This window comes from Acinetobacter sp. YH12231, from assembly GCF_013417755.1.
GTDB classification, from domain to species: Bacteria; Pseudomonadota; Gammaproteobacteria; order Pseudomonadales; family Moraxellaceae; genus Acinetobacter; species Acinetobacter amyesii.
On record NZ_VPDJ01000018.1, the window covers coordinates 1 to 21,562 of the forward strand.

The 21,562-nt window shown below is 39.6% G+C and carries 24 protein-coding genes and 1 tRNA gene; 14 read left to right on the top strand and 11 right to left on the bottom strand.

Going from position 1 to position 21,562, the window contains the following annotated elements:
- From FTV11_RS11855 to FTV11_RS11865, 3 genes are all read left to right on the top strand, one after another.
- Positions 1-659, top strand: a 659-nt coding sequence (locus tag FTV11_RS11855; RefSeq protein ID WP_180074049.1) for an FAD-dependent oxidoreductase, incomplete at its 5' end; no start/stop codon positions are given.
- Positions 660-925: 266 nt separating this feature from the next.
- Positions 926-1,168: a hypothetical protein gene (locus FTV11_RS11860; RefSeq protein WP_078192893.1), complete on the top strand. Its 243-nt coding sequence runs from the start codon at positions 926-928 to the stop codon at positions 1,166-1,168.
- Between the two features lie 234 nt (positions 1,169-1,402).
- Positions 1,403-1,597: a hypothetical protein gene (locus FTV11_RS11865; protein ID WP_111885752.1), complete on the top strand. Its 195-nt coding sequence runs from the start codon at positions 1,403-1,405 to the stop codon at positions 1,595-1,597.
- A gap of 69 nt (positions 1,598-1,666) precedes the next feature.
- Here the strand turns inward: FTV11_RS11865 and FTV11_RS11870 are convergent, their stop codons facing one another.
- Positions 1,667-2,314: a LysE family transporter gene (locus tag FTV11_RS11870; protein WP_180007363.1), complete on the bottom strand. Its 648-nt coding sequence runs from the start codon at positions 2,312-2,314 to the stop codon at positions 1,667-1,669.
- A 146-nt stretch (positions 2,315-2,460) separates the two neighbouring features.
- Complete coding sequence (locus tag FTV11_RS11875) at positions 2,461-3,033, bottom strand: FxsA family protein (protein WP_078189033.1); 573 nt, start codon at positions 3,031-3,033, stop codon at positions 2,461-2,463.
- Between the two features lie 132 nt (positions 3,034-3,165).
- On the opposite strand from FTV11_RS11875, the gene ruvC reads away from it, so the two are divergent.
- Positions 3,166-3,711 (top strand): crossover junction endodeoxyribonuclease RuvC, encoded by a 546-nt coding sequence (gene ruvC / locus FTV11_RS11880; protein ID WP_078189034.1) that lies wholly within the window; start codon positions 3,166-3,168, stop codon positions 3,709-3,711.
- A 70-nt stretch (positions 3,712-3,781) separates the two neighbouring features.
- Here the strand turns inward: ruvC and FTV11_RS11885 are convergent, their stop codons facing one another.
- Positions 3,782-4,057 carry an acylphosphatase gene (locus FTV11_RS11885; RefSeq protein WP_180074050.1) on the bottom strand — a complete coding sequence of 92 codons (276 nt, stop codon included), beginning with the start codon at positions 4,055-4,057 and terminating at the stop codon, positions 3,782-3,784.
- Position 4,058: 1 nt separating this feature from the next.
- The gene (locus tag FTV11_RS11890; protein WP_180074051.1) at positions 4,059-5,546 is read right to left on the bottom strand and encodes an NAD(P)H-hydrate dehydratase; all 1,488 of its coding nucleotides are present in this window, start codon (positions 5,544-5,546) and stop codon (positions 4,059-4,061) included.
- Between the two features lie 20 nt (positions 5,547-5,566).
- Between FTV11_RS11890 and queG the strand changes: the two genes are divergently transcribed.
- Both queG and bioB read left to right on the top strand, forming a co-directional pair.
- Positions 5,567-6,661 carry a tRNA epoxyqueuosine(34) reductase QueG gene (gene queG / locus FTV11_RS11895; RefSeq protein WP_180074052.1) on the top strand — a complete coding sequence of 365 codons (1,095 nt, stop codon included), beginning with the start codon at positions 5,567-5,569 and terminating at the stop codon, positions 6,659-6,661.
- Between the two features lie 277 nt (positions 6,662-6,938).
- On the top strand, positions 6,939-7,931 hold the full coding sequence (gene bioB / locus FTV11_RS11900; protein WP_180012144.1) for a biotin synthase BioB: 993 nt from the start codon (positions 6,939-6,941) through the stop codon (positions 7,929-7,931).
- A gap of 125 nt (positions 7,932-8,056) precedes the next feature.
- On the opposite strand, the gene FTV11_RS11905 is transcribed toward bioB, so the two are convergent.
- Positions 8,057-8,281, bottom strand: coding sequence for a hypothetical protein (locus tag FTV11_RS11905; protein WP_180007368.1), 225 nt, complete (start codon positions 8,279-8,281; stop codon positions 8,057-8,059).
- A 537-nt stretch (positions 8,282-8,818) separates the two neighbouring features.
- Complete coding sequence (locus FTV11_RS11910; RefSeq protein ID WP_180074053.1) at positions 8,819-11,023, bottom strand: OsmC domain/YcaO domain-containing protein; 2,205 nt, start codon at positions 11,021-11,023, stop codon at positions 8,819-8,821.
- A gap of 368 nt (positions 11,024-11,391) precedes the next feature.
- On the opposite strand from FTV11_RS11910, the gene FTV11_RS11915 reads away from it, so the two are divergent.
- The 3 genes from FTV11_RS11915 to FTV11_RS11925 all read left to right on the top strand — a co-directional run bounded on the left by FTV11_RS11915 (position 11,392) and on the right by FTV11_RS11925 (position 13,854).
- Positions 11,392-11,468: transfer RNA gene (locus tag FTV11_RS11915), tRNA-Ile, on the top strand.
- Positions 11,469-12,231: 763 nt separating this feature from the next.
- Positions 12,232-12,801 (top strand): 1-acyl-sn-glycerol-3-phosphate acyltransferase, encoded by a 570-nt coding sequence (locus FTV11_RS11920; protein WP_078194352.1) that lies wholly within the window; start codon positions 12,232-12,234, stop codon positions 12,799-12,801.
- A 300-nt stretch (positions 12,802-13,101) separates the two neighbouring features.
- A complete protein-coding gene (locus FTV11_RS11925; RefSeq protein WP_111886000.1) occupies positions 13,102-13,854 on the top strand; it encodes a YebC/PmpR family DNA-binding transcriptional regulator in 753 nt (250 codons plus the stop codon).
- 89 nt (positions 13,855-13,943) lie between these two features.
- On the opposite strand, the gene FTV11_RS11930 is transcribed toward FTV11_RS11925, so the two are convergent.
- Positions 13,944-14,414 carry an Lrp/AsnC family transcriptional regulator gene (locus tag FTV11_RS11930; protein WP_111885999.1) on the bottom strand — a complete coding sequence of 157 codons (471 nt, stop codon included), beginning with the start codon at positions 14,412-14,414 and terminating at the stop codon, positions 13,944-13,946.
- 321 nt (positions 14,415-14,735) lie between these two features.
- Complete coding sequence (locus FTV11_RS11935) at positions 14,736-15,500, bottom strand: glutathione S-transferase family protein (protein ID WP_168379640.1); 765 nt, start codon at positions 15,498-15,500, stop codon at positions 14,736-14,738.
- A gap of 269 nt (positions 15,501-15,769) precedes the next feature.
- Here FTV11_RS11935 and ychF point away from each other — a divergent pair, with 269 nt between their 5' ends.
- The gene (ychF, locus tag FTV11_RS11940; RefSeq protein ID WP_078189045.1) at positions 15,770-16,861 is read left to right on the top strand and encodes a redox-regulated ATPase YchF; all 1,092 of its coding nucleotides are present in this window, start codon (positions 15,770-15,772) and stop codon (positions 16,859-16,861) included.
- 273 nt (positions 16,862-17,134) lie between these two features.
- On the top strand, positions 17,135-17,527 hold the full coding sequence (locus FTV11_RS11945) for a hypothetical protein (protein WP_373685422.1): 393 nt from the start codon (positions 17,135-17,137) through the stop codon (positions 17,525-17,527).
- Positions 17,528-17,591: 64 nt separating this feature from the next.
- Here the strand turns inward: FTV11_RS11945 and FTV11_RS11950 are convergent, their stop codons facing one another.
- The gene (locus FTV11_RS11950; protein ID WP_078189046.1) at positions 17,592-18,131 is read right to left on the bottom strand and encodes a DUF962 domain-containing protein; all 540 of its coding nucleotides are present in this window, start codon (positions 18,129-18,131) and stop codon (positions 17,592-17,594) included.
- A 100-nt stretch (positions 18,132-18,231) separates the two neighbouring features.
- On the opposite strand from FTV11_RS11950, the gene FTV11_RS11955 reads away from it, so the two are divergent.
- A complete protein-coding gene (locus tag FTV11_RS11955; protein WP_180074055.1) occupies positions 18,232-18,939 on the top strand; it encodes a Crp/Fnr family transcriptional regulator in 708 nt (235 codons plus the stop codon).
- 96 nt (positions 18,940-19,035) lie between these two features.
- Here FTV11_RS11955 and FTV11_RS11960 read toward each other — a convergent pair whose 3' ends face one another.
- Both FTV11_RS11960 and FTV11_RS11965 read right to left on the bottom strand, forming a co-directional pair.
- Positions 19,036-19,194, bottom strand: coding sequence for a hypothetical protein (locus tag FTV11_RS11960; protein WP_257221543.1), 159 nt, complete (start codon positions 19,192-19,194; stop codon positions 19,036-19,038).
- A 433-nt stretch (positions 19,195-19,627) separates the two neighbouring features.
- On the bottom strand, positions 19,628-20,107 hold the full coding sequence (locus tag FTV11_RS11965) for a hypothetical protein (protein WP_180027232.1): 480 nt from the start codon (positions 20,105-20,107) through the stop codon (positions 19,628-19,630).
- 103 nt (positions 20,108-20,210) lie between these two features.
- Between FTV11_RS11965 and FTV11_RS11970 the strand changes: the two genes are divergently transcribed.
- Together FTV11_RS11970 and ygaH are read left to right on the top strand one after the other, a co-directional pair.
- Positions 20,211-20,963: an AzlC family ABC transporter permease gene (locus tag FTV11_RS11970; RefSeq protein ID WP_078194362.1), complete on the top strand. Its 753-nt coding sequence runs from the start codon at positions 20,211-20,213 to the stop codon at positions 20,961-20,963.
- Positions 20,960-21,307, top strand: a complete 348-nt coding sequence (gene ygaH / locus FTV11_RS11975; RefSeq protein ID WP_180027233.1) for an L-valine transporter subunit YgaH — start codon at positions 20,960-20,962, stop codon at positions 21,305-21,307. The genes FTV11_RS11970 and ygaH overlap by 4 nt, the downstream gene beginning before the upstream one ends.
- Positions 21,308-21,562 lie beyond the last annotated feature (255 nt).

Sequence of the window (21,562 nt, forward strand, 5' to 3'; positions counted from 1 at the left end):
TTGAAGTGACTTTAGAGAATGGTGCAAAACTTGAATCTAAAACAGTGATTCTTTCAACAGGTGCACGCTGGAGAGAAATGAACGTTCCGGGTGAACAAGAATACCGTACTCGTGGTGTTGCATACTGTCCACACTGTGACGGTCCATTGTTTAAAGGTAAACGTGTTGCAGTGATCGGTGGTGGTAACTCAGGTGTCGAAGCGGCGATTGACCTTGCAGGTATTGTGGAACATGTAACGCTAGTTGAGTTTGATACGAAGCTTCGTGCTGACCAAGTCCTTCAAGACAAGTTAAACAGCTTACCGAATACCACTGTGATCATGAATGCATTGTCTACAGAAGTGGTCGGTGATGGTTCACAAGTGACTGCATTGAACTACAAAGACCGTGCAACAGATGAAATCAAAACAATTGAATTGGCTGGTATCTTTGTACAAATCGGTTTGTTACCAAACACTGATTTCTTAAAAGAAACAGCAGTTGAACTTTCAAACCGTGGCGAGATCGTAATTAACGAGCGCAACGAAACCAATGTGAAAGGTGTATTTGCTGCCGGTGACTGTACAACAGTACCGTACAAACAAATCATCATTGCAACAGGTGAAGGCGCGAAAGCATCATTATCTGCTTTTGATTACATCATCCGCTCTGGTCAATAATTCAATTTAGACAGAACAGCAAAAGCCAGTTTTCGAACTGGCTTTTTTTATGTCTGAAAATTCATGTCTTGTTTCATTTATAAATTATTAATAAAACAAATATTTAACTCTCTGACGCTTTTCACTTACACAATAATGAGCAAAACAAACCGTTTAAAACTTGTACAGCAGCTTATTTGCACATTAAGATAAAACAATCATCACGGATTGATGGTTGACAATAACAACAAGAATGTTGGTCAAATTCGACTAAATGGAGAAACGCAATGCACTATCAATATCACTGTGCTTGTTGCAATAAAGTATTGGCTTCAAGCGATAAAGAATGTTCCGAATGTGGCTCGCATAATATCCGTAGCCCATATGGCTTTTGGATATTTTGCATACTCAGTTGTTTGGCTGTTGCCATTCTATTTAAGAGTGTTCAAGTGTATTTGCAACAGCACGATACTGAAGCGACAACCCAACTCAACATCTTTGAAGTACTCAAGCAGGATGGTAAAAATTAAGCTTTTTTACAACAGCCAAATATAGCCCTATGAACAAGCTGGCAATGCCTAAATATCATACAATCCGTATTTAAGCGCTATTATCCAGTTGCTTTAAAGTCATTCAAAGCGAGAAATTAAAATGATGAAAGCCTGAATGATTTCAGGCTTTTTTATGCGCTTGCATCGCCCTGCTTACTTATCTTCACGAGGAAAATTCTTTAAACTATGGCGATAGCAATGAGGTTCTAGATGATGGTGCAGTTAATCAAAAAAGGCGGTTTACGTGAACGCGCCAATCGTAGCCGATCATACAAAGGCTCTGAAAATACCGAAACTACCCTCAAGCCAAACCGTTATCGTGATCATGCTGAAACTACCGATGTTGCACAAGATCCATCAAATACAGCACCGTCTAAAGACCAAGATCAAACCAATCCAGAGCAATAGAACTTGGACATAAAAAAAGCCAAGTTTTAATACTTGGCTTTCGCTTTGCTGACAGCAATATGTTTGCAGCTATTGAAGATTGAACATTCTAATTGCGTCGAACCACAGCCAAATCGCAAAAATTAAAAATAACGCCCCTGAAACCACATCAATATAACTACCCGAACGTTGGTAGAGTGCTTTAATTTTAGGCAAAGACATAATCATCATAAACAAACTAAACACAATAAAGGTTTGAATCGGAATGATGACAGCTAGCTGTGCTTTTAGGTTACTACTGGCTGATGAACTCAACGCCAGTGAGAACACACTACTAAAATATATCAGCGTTTTCGGATTGGCTAAATTCGTAAATAAACCTAATAAGAAATAATTTTCAGTTTTCTGCTGACTTAAGGCCTGCCCGTCTTCTAAATTGGCTGTTTGATTTAAACTTTTAAGCCCGCCACTAAACATTGCCCAGCCCATTTTCGCTAAGAAAAATCCACCAACAGCCATTAAAACTTGTTGTATCCATGGAAATTGCTCAACCAGAACCGTAAAGCCCAATAAGGTTAAAACGACCCACACCACAATCCCGACAGAGATCCCAGCAATAATTTTTAAAGTATTTGCACGGGTTGTTGATGCTGCACTTTTAGCAATTAATAATACATCTGGACCGGGACTCAACTGCGCAACAAAATGTAGCGCACAGATGGTGAATAACAGTGACATGCAAGCTGATTCATTTGAATTAAAACGTGAAGATTATATCGCTTGTTCAATTTTTTTGTTGGCAACACAAGGTTTATTTTTAGGCCATATCAAAATTTACGCAAAAAAAAGGCCGAATACACATTCGGCCTTTCAAACTGAGTTACTTATTTTTTATTAACATCTTTCAGTTCAATTTGTTTCGCTTCTGGTGTCACTTCACGAGCTTCACCATCAATAACGGATGAATCACGACCTGATTGCTGATTTTGCATATCTTGCATTTGACGCATCATATCTGCAAATGGGTTCTGACCTTGAGCACCGCCCATGCCTCCCATATCGCCCATCATGCCACCCATCATTTTTTCCATCATGGCTTGTTGGCGCTTCATCATGGTTTTCATCATGACCGCTTTCATGGCATTTTGTACAGGCGGAATCAAAATAAGTAGTGCCATAATATCTGAGATTAAGCCCGGCAACAGCAACAAGAAACCAGCCAAAATTTTTGGTAAGTTTCCTGTTAAAGCTGGATCATTACTCATTTGACCCGCTTGCATTTGCTGCATTTGAGGCATCAGACCTGATGAATATTTACGGATAATATTCATCCCTATAAAGAAGGCCGCCACGAACCAGAAAAAGACATACCACATGCTGCCGACGAGGTCGCCCACACCGATCCAGACAAACACTTCCAGGATCAAGCCTGCTAAAATCAGAAGAAATAATTTCATGAAAATTAAACAAATCTCAGTAAATTAATTTAAGGTGTTGCGTTCAACTGCTCAATCACTATCAAGCTTTTTTGACACGCTTATGTAACAATATGGGCATTATTTTATTTTTAAAGGGCAAATAGGGCAAACATGTCATTAATTATCGGTATTGACCCTGGGTCACGCTTAACTGGTTACGGCATCATCGAAAAGGATGGTTCTAAACTACGTTTTGTCGATGCTGGCACCATTCGTACCGAAACAACAGAAATGCCTGAACGCTTAAAACGTATCTTTGCTGGTATTGATCGTATCGTAAAGTTTCACGGGCCTACTGAAGCTGCGGTTGAACAAGTCTTTATGGCTCAAAACCCTGACTCAGCCCTAAAACTGGGTCAAGCACGTGGTGCTGCCATTGCCGCTTTAACCAATTTAGATTTACAAGTCGCTGAATATACTGCACGTCAAATTAAACAATCAGTGGTCGGCTATGGTGCTGCAGATAAAGAACAAGTTCAAATGATGGTTATGCGTATTCTGAACCTAAGTATCAAACCCCAGCAGGATGCAGCCGATGCTTTGGCTGCCGCAATTTGTCATGCGCATGCGTCTGGTAGTATGAGTAAAATGGCTGTACTGAATGCCTTAGGTGGTATGGCTCGTGGCCGAAGCCGTGTAAGCACTCGACGTCGATAAATAATCGTCAAATCATATAGCGCAGTAATTCATTCTGTTTTCAAAAGCCCACTCAATCTAGTGATCAAATTTAGCGAATCATTTTAAAACCGCTATAGTCTAATTCATGCATTGGAATTTCTTGCTGATCGATTTTAGTCACGTCTGCTCGTAACGGCCCCACTAGACTGTGTTTCAGTATTTTATGAATGGCGTCTTCAGTTCCAATAATCAGCGCTTCAACTTCGCCCGTCACTAGATTTTTCACATAACCATTTAAACCAAGTGCAATCGCTTGCTGTTCAAACCAACGACGATAGCCAACGCCCTGCACTTTACCTTGAATTCGCAATTTAACTGCATGCATTTTAGTCTTCAACTCCTGAATGATTGACCACATGATAAACCGCTTGGGCCATATCCTGCGCTTGCAAACCACGCATCCCCGGCTTCGCCAATACATCACCTGCTAAAGCATGCAGGCTTACGATTTCGTGCAGATGAATTTGCTGATGGAATTGTGCTTTTAAACTTGCAATCATCCCTGCAAGCACATCGCCCATACCGCCTGTACCCATTCCTGCATTACCTGCGGTGCAAATCCAAAGTTGATCTTCAAGTATCAAGCTGCCTGCCCCTTTAAGCACCCATTGACCTTGAAATTTTTCTTTTAAATGTTGAATTGCTTGTATACGATCTGCTTCAACTTCAGCAGTAGTAATACCCAATAATTTTGCAGCTTCACCCGGATGTGGCGTTGCATAGGTGCGTGCATTCAATTTTTCAGGTGTTTCTGCTAGAAACCACAAGGCATCGGCATCCAAAACAATTTCCAAGGTTGACTGCTGAATCAATGGAAACCATGACTGAAACTGCTGTTGTGCCCAATTGTCACGACCAAGCCCCATGCCAAAGCTAATCGCATCAACATGATCGATCAGTTGCCGAATCGCTTCTGTAGTTAAAGCATTGATATCGCGTAGCATAATATTCGGTGCGCGCGCCAAAATTGCGGTGTGATGTCGTGCATCACAAACAACCGTGACCTTACCTGCACCTGCATGGAATGCAGCCTCAGCAGCCATTATCACCGCCCCACCCATTTCAGCATGCCCACCAACAACCAAAACATGACCATAACTGCCTTTATGACCAAAGGCTTGACGTGCAGGTAAGGCTATTTTCTGCGGAGACAAATACGCAAGTGGCTCTAGTTCTGCATCAGTCGGTATGCATGCCATCACCGAAACTTCACCTGCATATTCCTTCGCTTGGCCTGTAAATAACCCTGCTTTTAGACCCAATGCCGTAAATGTATAATCGGCTTGAAATGCGATGGGTAAAGGCTGCCCTGTATTGGCATGTAATCCGCTTGGAATATCAATCGCAACTTTGAGTCCCATGCATGCATTCAATCGTTGAATAATGGCTTGCCATTCATTAGAAAGTTCACGATTGAGTCCAATACCAAATAATGCGTCGATGTAGACGTCATAATCACGCTGAAAATCAAAATGTGTATAGATCTTGAGCTTGTGATCTAATGCTTCCTGTACTGCACAATGTAAGTCCTTCGATGCTCCAATTTCAGCGGCATAGATATCGACTTGAAAGCCTGCTTGCTGTAGGTATTGCGCTGTAAGATAGCCGTCGCCTGCGTTGTTACCCTGCCCACAACATACGGCAATATTTTTTAAATTTTGCTGCTTTAACATTGGAATGAGTTGCTGAGCAATCGACCATGCGACCTGCTGCATCAGACCATAACTGCTATTGTGCTGAGCAAACCAACGCTGCTCCCAAGCTTGAATACTTTGGCTAAGATAAACAGGGCTATGGTAAACTTGCAGACGCATTGTTTTTCCTTGTTATGATTATGGCCGCTTCAACTCCTGCACAAAAAATTCCTGTCGATCAATATGATCCAGAAACCCTTAAAGCATGGATTAAAGCACAAGCCTTAAATTTAGGTTTTTCTGATTGTGTCATCGCAAAGCCAGATGCTCAAGAGGAACTCCCTCGTTTTAAAGAATATTTAGAACGTGGTTATCATGGCGATATGAAATTCCTAGAGGAAAACCTTGAAAAACGTGCCAATCCAGTACTTTTAGTCCCCGGTACCCGCAGTATCATTTGTGTCCGCATGGATTATTTGGTCGAGACACCAAAACCACGTTATGTTCCAGATGAACCAAACTCAGCCATCATTGCACGCTATGCACGAGGTCGTGACTACCACAAAGTCATGCGTGGTCGTTTAAAAACCTTGTCGAATATCATCCGTGAAAAAATCGGAGATTTTGAATCTAGACCCTTTGCCGACTCTGCACCAGTGTTTGAAAAATCTTTAGCTGAAAATGCAGGCATGGGCTGGACAGGCAAACACACCTTACTGATCCATAAAAAATCAGGCTCATTTTTTGTATTAGGTGAGCTGTTTACATCACTCGATTTGCCTTTTGATTCTCCGGCAACCAAACATTGTGGTTCATGCACAGCCTGTATTGACATCTGTCCAACTCAGGCCATCGTTGAGCCCTATATGTTAGATGCACGTAAATGCATTGCCTACTTAACTATCGAATATAAAGGCATCATTCCTGAAGAATTACGCCGTGGCATTGGCAACCGTGTGTTTGGCTGTGATGACTGTCAACTTATCTGTCCATGGAATAGCTTTGCGCATAAAACTCAAATTGAGGACTTTTATCCACGTCATGGTCTCGACCAAGTGAGTTTATTAGATCTATGGCAATGGGATGAAGCCACCTTTTTAAGCTGCACGGAAGGCAGTCCTATCCGACGAACAGGCTATCAAAGCTTTATGCGAAATATCGCCATTGGCTTAGGCAATGCACCATACAGTTCAAATATTGTTCAATCATTAAAAAATTCTCGCGAAAAACATGACGCGATCGTGCAAGTTCATATTGATTGGGCAATTACAGAACAAAATTCAAAAATGCTTTAATGGATTTGATTCTATATTTTCCAGATCCTTACAAAGTTTTCATTTAAGCTAAAACTTAGTGGCGCAATCAAAGAAAATCAATTTTTCAGCCTAAAATAAACATTGTAGCGATTGTGCTGACATTTAACACAACTTTGCAAGTATCCTAAATATCAAAACTTCTTTAAAAAAGTCATTTTAATGCACTATAGCCAACTTTCAATGTTACAAAATAGTCTTGGAAGTCTGCAAATTTTACGTATGATGATTTGCATTAGGCAGAAAATATGGATTATTTATGAGCTACCGAAATGACTGGACACACCCAGAAATACAAGAGTTGTATCAACAACCATTGATGGATTTATTATTCCAAGCACAGACCATTCACCGTGAATATTTCCAAGCCAATCATATTCAAGTCAGCACCTTACTTTCGATTAAAACTGGTAAGTGCCCTGAAGACTGTAAATATTGCTCACAGTCCGCACATTATGATTCTGGATTAGAGGCTGAAAAACGTCTGGCCGTGGAAAAAGTCATCAATGAAGCGAAAGCTGCGCTTGCCTCAGGTTCTTCGCGTTTTTGTATGGGCGCTGCATGGCGCAATCCACATGAACGGGACATGCCCTATGTGCTAGAAATGGTGCGTGAAGTCAAAGCGCTGGGACTTGAAACCTGTATGACACTTGGCATGCTGAATCAGTCTCAAGCAGAGCGCCTACATGAGGCAGGCTTAGATTATTACAACCATAACCTCGATACCTCTCGTGAGTATTATCCCAATGTCATTAGCACGCGTAGCTATGATGATCGTTTAACGACGCTAGACTATGTTCGCCAATCTGGAATGAAAATCTGTAGCGGCGGAATTGTGGGCTTAGGTGAAAGCCGTGATGACCGTATCGCCTTTTTGATGGAGTTGGCAACGCTGCCGATTCACCCTGAATCTGTGCCGATCAATCTCCTTGTACCTATTCAAGGTACCCCACTTGCTGATGTTGAGAAACTCGATGTCATCGAATGGATTCGCACCATTGCAGTCGCACGGATCATTATGCCAAAAAGCTATATTCGACTCTCTGCAGGTCGTGAATCCCTGAGTGATTCAGAACAAGCTTTGGCATTTATGGCAGGTGCAAATTCACTCTTTTCTGGTGAAAAACTACTGACCACGCCAAATGCAGGCGAAGGCAAGGATCAACTTTTATTTAGCAAACTCGGTTTAGTGGCTGAACAGCCCAAACCAAATGCTGCACAGCTTTCAACTGATGCCATGCAAATGGCTTAAAATAAGCCCCGAAGTTCGGGGCTTAGTTCAATTGAATGATCAGTGATAGGTATCAAAGTGCAATGCAAGAGATGGTGCGAACAAATGAAATGGCTAAATCACCATGAGTAGGGAAAATATATCGTTTACTTAACAAAGTTATGTGCTGTTATTAAAATTCCATAGCCTGCATTTAAATAATCCCCTTCACGAATAATGTCTTGACCATTAGCATGTTGAACCACCAATTGCTGCTGAATCACATCATAATGAAAAGATTCAAAGCAATCCTGATGTTGTAATAACCATGCAATGGTATCTGCCATATTGGCATCGACGGTATAACGCTCGGCTTGAAAATCTTTACTCATATCTGCATAAAAACTGTGAATGTATTTCTATTTTAATGATTTCAATATTGACCGGCATTAAAAAAGTGAGCTTTCGCTCACTTTTTTTTCGGCTTAGACTCTGCATTACTTTGTCACACCGCACTTACGACATTCCTTGTGCGAACCGATTTCTTCCATTTGCTCGTATTCGTAAATATGCATGCAAAATAGTTTTCTGAATAATTGAAGCATGTTGTTAAAACTCCCATTTATTTATTAATGTGCTTCTGAATATTTCGTCCTGAAATATTATGAACATGCCTAAACACGCCATAGCTAATTTATTATCATATTTTTCCAATGAGTCAAATATCTTTACTTTAAAATGACACAATTTCGGATAATCGGTTATTTTTAAGCCTCCCTTATATTCACCTGAGTTATAAGGATTTTTATTAATATCAACATCACAGATATAGATTAATTTTCAGCAAATTTCGCACAAAAAAAACTCTCCCTTAGGAGAGTTTTTTCAAATAGATGATCACATGAGTAACGTTATTCACAAGCCCAGATTTAAACGTTCTGACTGGCAAACTTCGCACGTGCAGCATGCAATTTTTTATAGCTATCAATCAGACGTAAATGACGATCTAAACCTTCAAGTTGCATATTGGTTTCAGTTAAACCGTAGAAGCGAAGACTGCCATCCATTGAACCAATCACTGCATCCATACGTTCGTCACCAAACATACGACGGAAATTATGTTCATAGTCATTGAGATCTAAGTCATCGTCCAATTCAACTTCTAAAACCACATTCATACATTGATAGAACAAACCACGTTCGACCGTATTGGTGTTGTATTGAAGGAAAGTTTCAACCAACTCTTTTGCTTCTTCAAACTCTTGTAGCGCAATATAGATCAGTAGTTTGAGCTCAAGAACCGTTAATTGACCCCATACGGTATTGTCATCAAACTCAATCCCGATGAGCGTCACAATATCCGTGTAGTCATCCACTTCAAGCTCTTCTAAGCGCTCAACCAATGACACTAACTCGTCTTCATCTAGACGATGAATGTTTAAAATATCCTCACGGAAGTCCAAAGCTTTGTTGGTGTTATCCCAAACCAAGTCTTCAACCAAATACACTTCAGAATAACCCGGAACTAAAATACGACATGCCGTAGCACCTAGATGCTGGTAGACCGCCATATACGCTTCTTTGCCCATGTCTTCTAGAATCGCAAACATCGCTGCAGCTTCTTCCGCATTGGCATTTTCACCTTCTGTAGTGAAATCCCACTCTACAAAATCATAGTCTGATTGTGCGCTAAAGAATTTCCAAGACACCAAACCACTTGAGTCAATAAAGTGTTCTACAAAGTTATTTGGTTCAGTGACTGCATTTGAGCTAAAAGTTGGTTTTGGTAGATCGTTTAGACCTTCAAAGCTACGGCCTTGTAAAAGTTCGGTTAAGCTACGCTCTAAAGCCACTTCGAGTTTAGGGTGCGCACCAAAAGATGCAAATACCCCACCTGTACGTGGGTTCATTAAGGTTACACACATCACAGGGTACTGACCACCAAGTGAAGCATCTTTTACCAATACAGGAAAACCTTGTTCTTCTAAGCCTTGAATACCTGCAACAATACTTGGATATTTGGCTAAAACCTCTTCAGGGACATCTGGTAGAGCCAATTCACCTTCTAAAATCTCACGTTTTACTGCACGCTCAAAGATTTCAGATAAGCATTGAACCTGCGCTTCTGCCAAGGTATTCCCTGCACTCATGCCGTTTGATAAGTATAAATTTTCAATCAAGTTTGATGGGAAATACACTGTTTCACCATCAGACTGACGTACAAATGGCAGAGAACAAATACCGCGTGCTGTATTTCCTGAATTGGTGTCATATAGATGTGTGCCTAATAACTCATTTTCTGGGTTATAAATTTCACGCGTATAGTCATCTAAGATTTCAGTAGGTAACTCGCCTTCTGGGCCGGGTTGGAACCATTTTTCATCTGGGTAATGCACAAAGTCAGCATTGGCAATCTCTTCACCCCAGAACTGGTCGTTATAGAAGAAGTTGCAATTGAGACGTTCAATAAATTCACCCAAAGCCGAGGCTAAGGCACTTTCTTTGGTTGAACCCTTACCATTGGTAAAACACATTGGTGATTGTGCATCACGAATATGTAGTGACCAAACATTCGGCACGATGTTACGCCAAGACGCGATTTCAATCTTCATGCCTAAACCAGCCAAAATACCTGACATATTGGCAATAGTTTCTTCTAAAGGCAGATCTTTACCCGGAATAAACGTGGTACTTTCTGACGCTAAATTTGGCATAAGTAAAGCTTGTGCATCTGCATCAATGCTTTCTACTTCTTCAATGACAAACTCAGGACCAGTCTGAATCACTTTTTTAACCGTACAGCGGTCAATTGAACGCAAAATGCCTTGACGGTCTTTTTCTGAAATATCCGCAGGTAGTTCGACTTGGATTTTGAAAATTTGCTTATAGCGGTTTTCAGGATCAACAATATTGTTTTGAGATAGGCGAATATTCTCTGTCGGAATGTCTCGTGCTGCACAATACACTTTTACAAAATAAGCTGCACATAATGCTGATGACGCTAAAAAGTAGTCGAATGGTCCGGGAGCAGAACCATCACCTTTATAGCGAATAGGTTGGTCGGCAATTACCGTGAAGTCATCAAATTTGGCTTCTTGTCGAAGGTTATCGAGATAATTAACCTTAATTTCCATGTGGGCACCTAAATATTCTTATGTGTCAGTGCAACACATAAAAATGAAAACATAAGCCGAATAACTGTAGGACATTGACTTAAAAATGTGAGGCCAGTACCAATCTAAGCGCTTTTGGGCACGGTACTGACAAGAATGGGCATTATTATAAGGTTATTTTGACTGTTTGATAACTTTTGTCGTGATTTACATCACGATAGGATTCGACACTTTGTGCATTTTGGTCGAATCCAAGCTCAACTGCTGCAACTACAGCCAATTTGTTGTGTTAGTGTGCAGCCGTGAAGAAAAAGGCTTGTCTTTTAAAAAAATCTTCGCTAGTATGCTTTGCGTCTGAACTTGTTGATAAATAACACATTCAGAATATAGGGCCTATAGCTCAGTTGGTTAGAGCAGCGGACTCATAATCCGTTGGTCCACAGTTCAAGTCTGTGTGGGCCCACCATATAAATCAACCCCTTACGTGTATTAATCGTAAGGGGTTTTTTAATGTTAAAAGCTAAGTAAAGTTTGTCTAAGCCTTTAAAAGATATGGCAGATAACATATAGATACGTACAAAACTTCAAGTCAACTTGAGTAAGCTACGATTGGTTAATACGAGAAGTAGGTTATAAAGAAATACATTCAAGAAAAATTTAAAAGCTTAAGTTCTAGATACCCTTAAATAAAGTCACGATTTGTTATACTTAAAAGGTATTATTTTATTCATTATAAGCAAATGTTTTTTGATTCATGACATTTAGAAATACTATATATTTCACACTTTAAAAGCACAAATATTAAGACTCAATCTGTTCAGGCTTTCTTAAGTCCAAATAAAACTCAACAATTGACCAAATCACAATCAAAGCAAACATAGCAACAGCGAATAACACAGCAGTTAAATAAATCATGCTTGAGTTCTCCGTTAGAAAACGAGTTAAGACCAACAGGTTAAAAGTTTTAACCTACGACAAAAGTCTAATAAGAATTTCTAACGGTGCCTAGCCATATTTAGCAAATTTTTAAGAGTATTTTTATCTATGATGATAGCTTTTCTATATAAAATTTAACCGATTTATTGTTAAAAAGTATCAGTCTTCAATCCCCCTTCTTATTCTGATTTGAAATATATGCACAATTCAGATCAAAGCTCACTTAAATCCTCTTGACTCATGATCCAAACAAGCAGAAATTACACCTTTTTAAAATCACCGTATCACCGACTATGTTGAAAAAGTTTATTGGCGAATCTGCATTTAAATTGGCAGGCTGGAAATACCACGTAGAACCTGATGTTTTAGAAAATAAACAAGTGATCGTCGGCTTTGAACACACCTCAATGATGGATGCTGTTCTTTCACTGGCCCTTTGCCAAATTTACGACATTAAAATTCACACGCTGATTAAAAAAGAACTCTTTAAAGGTCCATTTAAACCTGTTCTTGAAGCGATTGGCGGTATTCCTGTAGACCGTAAAGCCAATAAAGACATCGTGACTCAAATGGTTGAGCATTTTGAAGCTAGCGAAAAATTTAATTTAGTCATTGCTCCAGAAGCGACCCGTGCAGTACGTGGTGAAACACGAAAACCAATTCGTACAGGCTTTTGGTATATTGCTAAAGCAGCAGGTGTGCCGATTGTATTAATGTATGCCAACTCAAAAACCAAACAAGGTGGTATTTTTGGCAAGATTTACCCGACTGAGCTCGATCACGATTTAGCTTTAATTAAGCAACTCTATAAAGATAAAGTAGGTTTAGATATCGTGATCCCAGAACCTAAAAATAAAGACTAAGCGCCATTCACGTTTTAACGAACTACGTATTTAAAGATATAAATGTCACGTGCTCCATGCATTGTACATTTATATCTTCCTGTTATATCAAGATAGAGCTCACCCTTTTAGCCCGATTCTCATCATAAGAAAAATTACAGTACGGGCGTTTAGACATTTCGCATTATTTTCTCAAATTTGGATATTTTTTTTTCAACTACTCAATTCCTGAAATCCAGTACTTTCACACAAAAAAGCCATTATGGTAGAATTTGCTCAATTTGATAGGCATAAGGCCAATCTACAAGGAGCATATTTCGCATGGCGGGTCATTCCAAGTGGGCTAATACTAAGCATCGTAAAGCAAAACAAGATGCGAGCCGCGCTAAAGTATTCACAAAATTTATCCGTGAAATCGTGACAGCTGCACGTTTAGGCGGCGGTGATGTAGCGTCTAACCCACGTTTACGTGCTGTTGTTGAAAAAGCATTAGTTGCAAACATGACACGTGACACCATTAACCGTGCGATCCAACGTGGTGTGGGCGGTGAAGAAAATACCGATCTAAAAGAAGTAACCTACGAAGGATATGGCGTTGGTGGTGTTGCGGTCATCATTGAAACAATGACGGATAACTTGAACCGTACTGTTCCTGACGTTCGTCATTGCTTCTCGAAAACTGATGGTAATTTAGGTACTGCAGGTTCAGTAGCTTATATGTTTACCAAACGTGGTGAGATTACTTTTGAAGATGTTTCTTTAGAAGATCAAATCATGGACGTCGCTTTAGAAGCGGGTGCTGAAGACATCGAAGTGGACGAAGAAGAAATTCTAGTTATCACCACACCTGAAACTTTCGGTGAGGTTCAGGATGCACTTGCAGCAGCAGGTTTAAAATCTGATAACGCCGAAGTGGTCATGAACCCTTCAACTAAAGCGTTAATTTCAGATATCGAACAAGCGAAAAAAATCATCAAAATGATTGATATGTTTGAAGATCTTGACGACGTTCAAAACGTGTATACCAACGTTGAATTTACCGATGAAGTGATGGCTGAGTTAGAAGCTCTATAGTTCAATCGAGTGAAGTATAAAACGCACCCTTCGGTGCGTTTTTTATTGCCTAGCTTTCAACTGTTTGAGTTTATATATGAGGGCTGCATTTAAACCTTATTTAATAAGCCATTACAGTTAAAAACATTATATTGTTTAATTACAAAGCTCGAATGTAATGCAACTACGTGTTCAATTTTACCAATGCGCTTGAGTAAAATTTCACTATAGTTTTCCATATCACGTGCAACGACTTCCACAATAAAATCGGCAGACTGCCCTGTCACTAAAAATGCATTAATGACTTCTGGGATACTTTCTAATGCTTCTAAAAATTTAGCAAAGGTGTCTGTATCATGCTTACTCAAAGACACCTGCAGCAGCACATGCAAACTAAAGCCCAATTTTTGATAATTAATTTCACGTTTCAGACCACTGATAATATTGTGATCAATCAATTGTTTGATCCGACGATGAACTGAACTGACCGATAAATTCACCCGCTCTGACAGTTCATTTAAATTGACATCTTCATGGGTCAAAATTTCTAAAATTTGTTTATCAAAACGGTCTAGTTCCATCAGTCTACTCCAGCCATTTTTGAAAACAGTGCTGATGAACCCGATTCATCAAACACCTGTTGTCATTTTCAATGTTATTTTAAGTTTTAAAATCAGCATTTATGTGCAAGTTTTCTCATGTATAGCATGATTTATTAAAAATAATAAAGCTCATATGCATTATGAACATAATAATTTGCATAAATATCGTGTTTAAATGAATGTTTTTTCATCACGGTTTGATTTTTTATATTACCAAGTAAGTATTAAGTGGCTTAAAAAAAGCGCGCCATTAGGCGCGCTTTTTTTAAGCAGTATGACGCAAAGTTTCATATAAAGGGCTTATACACCACGCCAATCTACCCGTGCATTCCGTTCTGTTTGGTATATGCGTTGTACATATTGACCTAAAGGCAAATCGCTCAAATAGGCTTTATAAGCTTTGAACTCTTCTGACAAGGTTTCGCCATGCTCTTTTTCCCACGGCGTTCCGACAACCTCTAATAACGGCGCTAACATTGAACACACCGCAATATCGGCTAAACCTAATCGGTCGCCCACAAAATAACGCCCACCTTGTTCAATCAGACGTTGATTTAAATCAACCACAATTTCATCCAGTCGCTCACGTGAAGCCGCAACCTTATCTGTATCTAATTGATAACCCTTAGAAACCAGTGCCTTTATAATCGGTTTTGAATATTTTTCAAACTGACGTAAATAGCCTTTTTCACCAATTAAAATATCAAGTGATTCTTCACTTTCATTTAATACATGTGCCAACCCCCAACGGCGCACATGTTGCCCTAACTCAATGGAGAGTTCATTAATTTCTAAAGCGTCTTCACGCAGTTTGACATCTGGACGGATCAGACTATGTTCGGGGTAGGTCGCATCCAAGTAAAAGGCGATTTGAGTTGAATCTGCAACCCAATGATCTTGATCACGTAAAATCGGTAATTTGTTTTGCCCTGTTTTAAGCTGTGCAAATGCACGATGTACACCCGGCATTAAATTATGAGCCACATAATCCAACTCTTTATGATCGAGTAACCAGCGCGCCTTTTCACAAAAATGTGAGAGTGGAAACTGGTAGAGAGTTCGCATAAATGCTCCAAGTTTTTGTTGTAACTGTAGTTTATAAAACCCAGTAATTTTATAGGGATACTTTAGTCACTGTGTTATTGAAACACAATGTCATTTTTGCACCTATTCTGCATCTGTAGTGCAACTCAAGCATTATTCAGACGTGAATTCATCTCTATCTCTGCGCGATTCAATAAGATATACATTCTCCTGCCCATATCACCTGACTTTATTATGGCTTTCATGTAAAATCATCCACAATTTTTTTATAATACTTTGTGAGTTATTTCATGGGTTTTAACTGTGGTATTGTCGGCCTGCCGAACGTTGGTAAATCAACGCTTTTCAACGCATTAACCAAAGCTGCGATTGCTGCTGAAAACTTCCCATTCTGTACAATTGAGCCAAATACTGGGATTGTACCTGTACCTGACCCACGTATGGATAAACTTGCTGAAATTGTAAACCCACAACGTGTTGTCCCAACCACGATGGAATTTGTGGATATCGCAGGTCTCGTTGCTGGTGCATCTAAAGGTGAAGGCCTTGGTAACCAATTCTTAGCCAACATTCGTGAAACGGATGCTATTGCACATGTTGTACGTTGTTTTGAAGACGAGAATGTCATTCACGTAAATGGCAAAATTGACCCACTTGACGATATCGCAACAATCAACACTGAACTTGCACTTGCTGACTTAGAAGCTGTTTCTAAAGCAATTACACGTCTAGCAAAATCTGCAAAAGGTGGCGATAAAGAAGCGATTGCGACCAAAGCTGTTTTAGACAAAATCTTACCTTTACTGGATGAAGGTAAACCTGCGCGTGCAGCTGACCTTGATGAAGATGAACGTAAATTGGTGCGTGGTTATGGCTTCTTAACCCTTAAACCAACCATGTATATTGCCAACGTTGCAGAAGATGGTTTCGAAAATAACCCTCACTTAGAAGCAGTACAAAAATTAGCTGCTGAAGAAAATGCGATTGTGGTTCCACTTTGCAACCAAATCGAAGCAGAAATTTCATTACTTGAAGACGAAGACCGTGCGGAATTCCTTGAAGCTTTAGGCATGGAAGAACCTGGTCTAAACGTAGTTATTCGTGCAGGTTATGGCTTACTCGGCCTTCAAACATACTTCACAGCTGGTGTACAAGAAGTTCGTGCTTGGACAGTAAAAATTGGTGCAACTGCACCTCAAGCTGCAGGTGTGATTCACACTGACTTCGAAAAAGGCTTTATTCGTGCTGAATGTGTTGCCTACAACGACTTCGTTCAATACAATGGTGAAGCTGGCGCTAAAGAAGCAGGTAAATGGCGTTTAGAAGGTAAAACATACATCGTTCAAGATGGCGATGTTTTACACTTCCGTTTTAACGTATAAAACAGCACCCATAAGAAGCCAGCAATTTGCTGGCTTCTTTAATTTTAGGCAAATGATGAAGCCAAAAAATAAGCATATTTAAAAACTTAAAACCTGCTTAAAAACAAAATTATATCGACACGAATACATGATTTGGTTGCTGAGTCACCACAGTGCAAAGACTTAAATCTCTACCGTTCTGCTATAAATTTACCCATAGGCACTAATGCCTATTTTCATAGAACAATAGCAATGAAAAAAATCAGCACAATTCTAACAGCAGGTATCTTTACAATGCTTAGTGCAACTGCGTTTGCATGTCCACAAGGCACCACACTTACAGGTGGTACAGGTGCAAACCATAAAGGTGGTACTTGTGTTTCCATTGCTAAAGATGCAAAACATCAGGAACGTACTGCTACACATGCAGCACAAGCTGCGCAGCATGATGCAAAAGTCGCTCGACACGATGCAAAACAAGCCAGCCAATTGGCTCAGAGCAAAGTGAAACATAATCAAAAATTAGCAAAACATGATGCAGCTCAAGCACAGCATCTTGCAACACAAGCAAAATCAGAAGCTAGAACTTCAGTCCATGCTGCCAAAGCTGCAAATACTGACGCAAAAGCAAAAATCGCTGCACAAAAGGTCGCAGCGGAACAACATAAAGCTGCTGTGAAATCATAAACAGTTGAGAATTAACACATCGCAAAAAAAAGCCGGAATTATCCGGCTTTTTTATTCAAAACATTTATGGGTGAGCGGTATGTAATGCTTTTGCATCCATCTCAGCACGCTGTCTTCTTGCTTCTGTCAGCATGCGTTGTTCAAGCTCTTTACGAAAGCCGAGTAGAAATACAAACTCAGCTAGGACAAATAAAGGCCCTATTGCCAAGCCAATGACATCATCCATAAACGCAGGCTTTTTCTTTTCATAATAATGACCGATAAATTGGATGATCCAACCCACAACAAAGATCCCCACACTCCAGATCAACCATGACATAAGGCTCATTTTTGCGATCATTAAGGCTAAGGGATATGTGACGGCAAACACCAAAAGCATGATCAAACCGAAAATTTTATCTAAACTCAGGTAATAAATGACACTGGCAATAATCAACAACAATGCAAGAGTCAGTTCAAAACCCGAAATCATTAGCCCTGCTCGTGCGGTTAGACACATAATTGAAAACACAATAAGCGGAATACCCACAAAATGCGTCAGCACATTTTTTCGATCTAAATGATATGCTGCATACTGGCTTAGCAATCTTTCAAGTTTGCTCATTAACTTACTTCTTGTTCATTCACTCATTTCACTATATAAAAAATGCATCAATAAAGTTGTCATCTAATAGACAAGTTGGACCATAAAATAAGGATATGCTGTGCTGGACGCTCAATATGTGCATCAACTCAATAAAAATGTGTGGTATTCAGGCTTAAATATTTCCTTCCAAGACTTTATCTGCCGCCATGCCCTGACCTTAACTTTCGAAAAAGACGCACGTGTTTTTTTATCAGGACAGCGTTTTAATGGTATGTATGCAGTCTTAGATGGCGCAGTTCGCTTAGGCTATATTGATATTCATGGCAAAGAAGCGATTGCCGCCATTGCTGAGCCAATTATGTGGTTTGGCGAAATATCCTTGGTTGACCAATTACCACGCTCTCACGATGCCATCTGTATCAAAAAATCCACTTTATTACACTTACCGGCTCAAGCAATTCAGCAATTATTACAACGACACCCTGAGTTTTGGTTTCATATTGCCCAGCTCACCAGTCAAAAACTTCGCTATGCCTTTATGGAACTCATTGCCTTACATACGCAAAGTTTAAGTCAACGTCTCGCACAGCGTCTGCTGTTTATTTTAAATGGATATGGAAATCATTTGGAAATTGAGCAACACACCATACACATCTCACAGGAACAACTCGCGCAACTGATGAATTGCTCAAGACAATCAGTCAATCAGGAGCTTCAGCAGTTGGAAAAAATGCAGGTGCTTCGTGTTGCGTTTAAACAAATTGAAATTTTAGATCTAGCGCAGTTACATCAGATTGCTCATGCACTTCCTGTGCATGATGTCTGACATTTGTGATTTAAATAAGTGCATTTAATTGCACCAGAATGATTCTTTATAGTTATTTTGCTTTTATTTGTGGCACTTCGCTTTATCGAGTTTTGATCACGACAATAATTGGCAAACATTTACACTGTCAAAACCATTTGTACATGCTGCAACTTCTTGAGTTGATGCTTCTGATTTGTCTTCAGTCGCTGCTTGTACATTGATCGCTGTAGTCAAAACAGCCAAAACCGATAACTTCATTAATGTTTTTTTCATCTTAATCACCTATTCAACGTCTTTAATTTAACTTACATACTTCATCTTTTACGCAGTAATTTTTACATACTTTATCAAATAATGATAATTTTAATTTTTAATCACATTATCTATACTTTATATTATTAATATTTTAAAGATATTAATTAAAGAGAAGGTCAGACGACTGGCGTTCTAAAATGGGGGGATTTTTTATCAATAAATTTTTCTCAAAAGATATTTTTACTATTCATTATCTATGCTTTATCTATTTAACTTCAGAAAACAACCATGCAATTTGGAATTTAGCTCAATACTACGGCAGCGCACTGATTTAATTTTTATATAAAATAGCGATGATTTTAGGAGGATTTTCCAATCCTCTCTTATAGATTTATTCTTGTTTTTGATATTTTCCAAAAAAAAGCAGTGAAAATTCACTGCTTTGATCGGGTTAAATGCCTACTTTTTTCGGATCGGTATTTCCGAGTTCAGGGTTTTCAATCGCACCTTTGCATTGATTTTTATCACGCTCATAATCTGCTTGCTTCTGTGCAACAGTCGAACTCTGATCAATACTTTCACGTGCCCAAATTTCCAAACTTGTCAAAGCCTTACGACACAGCGCGTATTTGCCTTCCGTAACAGAATCGGTCATTTTGACATTGATACGCCATTCCGTACTCAATTTACGCGCTGGAATACGAACTTTCTCTTCCATCTGATCGACTTGTTTTGCATAAACAATCGGATCGACTTCATTGATAAACGCCCAAGCTTTGGCAGCATACTCCGTTGCATCATTGGTTAATTTAGGTGCTGCTTTAATTTCGACTTGAGCTTGTTCAGCTCCATCATTACCACAGGCCTGCAACAACACCGTGCTGCTCAATAATGAAACAATCAGTATCCCACGCATCTTTAACCTCTGCATATCCGGCTCATTTCAGCAAACATATTCGGCAATATGCTAGTGAATTCGCGTACAATACTCAATCATCATTTGACCTGTTGTTCAACTCTTTCAAAGGTGTGTCGTGTCTGAGCACAAACTTCCTACAGTTCAGCCTGCGGGTTTTTGGCAAGGTGCTAAAGATAGTCAAGCCATTATCTTTACCTATCTTCCTGTTTCTTTTGCATTTGGGGTTTCTGCGACTCAATTTGGCTTCACTGCATGGGAAGCATTATTTTTATCTTGCTCTATGTATGCAGGTGCCAGTCAATTTCTCGTCGTGGCGTTACTGGGAAGTGGAACATCCATTTGGATGACTGCTCTTACTGTAATTGCCCTCGATATCCGCCATTTACTCTATGGCCCTGCCTTACAAAACCTGATTCAAGACCGACTCAATTTAAAGAAAACGGCAGTTTGGGCTTGGGGTTTAACCGACGAAGTTTTCGCATCAGGCATGATCAAACTGTCGCAACGTCGTCAAGAATGGTCGGAATCTTGGATGTTAGGACTCAGCTTATTTAGTTGGCTGTCCTGGGCAACAGGCTCATTTTTAGGCGGTTTATTTGCCGATCAAGTCAGCAACCTTCCACAATTTTTACAAGCCGCACTCGACTTTCTACTGCCTGCATTGTTTTTAAGCTTTTTACTTGCCGCATTTGAGAAAAAACATACATTTGTGGTCACGGTTACAATTATTGTTTCTGCGATTGCCTGCTACTTTATTGACTTGTCTGCCGCGATTTTTATCGGTATTTCTTCTGGTATTTTTGCCGGTTTATTCAAACATTATGTTTTAAAAAAACCTGATCCTGAGCATATGGGTGAAGCATCATGAATCTAGAAATTATCTTGGTCGGGATCTTGGTCGGAATTGTGAATTTTGCATCACGGTTTGGGCCATTTTTTGTAATTCAGAAATTTCAGCAAGGTTCACAGCAGCGTGGTTCTTTATGGCTAAAAATCGCTTTGGGCTCGATTGGCATTGCCGCAATTAGTTCAATGTTGGTGGTTGCAACCTTACCACCTCTGCTTGAAACCCCAAATAAAAGCTTTGCCATGTTAGTTGGATTTGCTGTGCTTGCAGGCTTGTATTTCAAGTTTAAAAAAATTGTCCCTGCTACACTGACTGCGGCACTGACTTACGGCTTAGTCTATACCTATATACCTTTTCATCTCTAAAGCTGAGTCAGCGACAATCCAAATAAAAACCTCAAGCACAAGCTTCTTCAGCCTGTGCCTTTTAATTAGCAATATTTATGAGATAGTCAACGCATAACATAAAAATCTAGCGAAACCCCATAGATGGCAAAGTACCATTGTATTCAAGGCAAAATTTATATTCATTCTAGACAACCATCTGAATTGAGTTGGGGACTGCAAAAGCCCATCGAAAGCGTATATTTGAATGCTTCATTCAAAGCCAGCTATTCAGTG

Bases quoted from the DNA above. Each gene is read 5' to 3' on its own strand.
- FTV11_RS11860 (WP_078192893.1), top strand. From the start codon at position 926: ATGCACTATCAATATCACTGTGCTTGTTGCAATAAAGTATTGGCTTCA.
- FTV11_RS11865 (WP_111885752.1), top strand. From the start codon at position 1,403: ATGGTGCAGTTAATCAAAAAAGGCGGTTTACGTGAACGCGCCAATCGT.
- FTV11_RS11870 (WP_180007363.1), bottom strand. From the start codon at position 2,314: ATGTCACTGTTATTCACCATCTGTGCGCTACATTTTGTTGCGCAGTTG.
- FTV11_RS11875 (WP_078189033.1), bottom strand. From the start codon at position 3,033: ATGAAATTATTTCTTCTGATTTTAGCAGGCTTGATCCTGGAAGTGTTT.
- ruvC (WP_078189034.1), top strand. From the start codon at position 3,166: ATGTCATTAATTATCGGTATTGACCCTGGGTCACGCTTAACTGGTTAC.
- FTV11_RS11885 (WP_180074050.1), bottom strand. From the start codon at position 4,057: ATGCATGCAGTTAAATTGCGAATTCAAGGTAAAGTGCAGGGCGTTGGC.
- FTV11_RS11890 (WP_180074051.1), bottom strand. From the start codon at position 5,546: ATGCGTCTGCAAGTTTACCATAGCCCTGTTTATCTTAGCCAAAGTATT.
- queG (WP_180074052.1), top strand. From the start codon at position 5,567: ATGGCCGCTTCAACTCCTGCACAAAAAATTCCTGTCGATCAATATGAT.
- bioB (WP_180012144.1), top strand. From the start codon at position 6,939: ATGAGCTACCGAAATGACTGGACACACCCAGAAATACAAGAGTTGTAT.
- FTV11_RS11905 (WP_180007368.1), bottom strand. From the start codon at position 8,281: ATGAGTAAAGATTTTCAAGCCGAGCGTTATACCGTCGATGCCAATATG.
- FTV11_RS11910 (WP_180074053.1), bottom strand. From the start codon at position 11,023: ATGGAAATTAAGGTTAATTATCTCGATAACCTTCGACAAGAAGCCAAA.
- FTV11_RS11920 (WP_078194352.1), top strand. From the start codon at position 12,232: ATGTTGAAAAAGTTTATTGGCGAATCTGCATTTAAATTGGCAGGCTGG.
- FTV11_RS11925 (WP_111886000.1), top strand. From the start codon at position 13,102: ATGGCGGGTCATTCCAAGTGGGCTAATACTAAGCATCGTAAAGCAAAA.
- FTV11_RS11930 (WP_111885999.1), bottom strand. From the start codon at position 14,414: ATGGAACTAGACCGTTTTGATAAACAAATTTTAGAAATTTTGACCCAT.
- FTV11_RS11935 (WP_168379640.1), bottom strand. From the start codon at position 15,500: ATGCGAACTCTCTACCAGTTTCCACTCTCACATTTTTGTGAAAAGGCG.
- ychF (WP_078189045.1), top strand. From the start codon at position 15,770: ATGGGTTTTAACTGTGGTATTGTCGGCCTGCCGAACGTTGGTAAATCA.
- FTV11_RS11945 (WP_373685422.1), top strand. From the start codon at position 17,135: ATGCTTAGTGCAACTGCGTTTGCATGTCCACAAGGCACCACACTTACA.
- FTV11_RS11950 (WP_078189046.1), bottom strand. From the start codon at position 18,131: ATGAGCAAACTTGAAAGATTGCTAAGCCAGTATGCAGCATATCATTTA.
- FTV11_RS11960 (WP_257221543.1), bottom strand. From the start codon at position 19,194: ATGAAAAAAACATTAATGAAGTTATCGGTTTTGGCTGTTTTGACTACA.
- FTV11_RS11965 (WP_180027232.1), bottom strand. From the start codon at position 20,107: ATGCAGAGGTTAAAGATGCGTGGGATACTGATTGTTTCATTATTGAGC.
- ygaH (WP_180027233.1), top strand. From the start codon at position 20,960: ATGAATCTAGAAATTATCTTGGTCGGGATCTTGGTCGGAATTGTGAAT.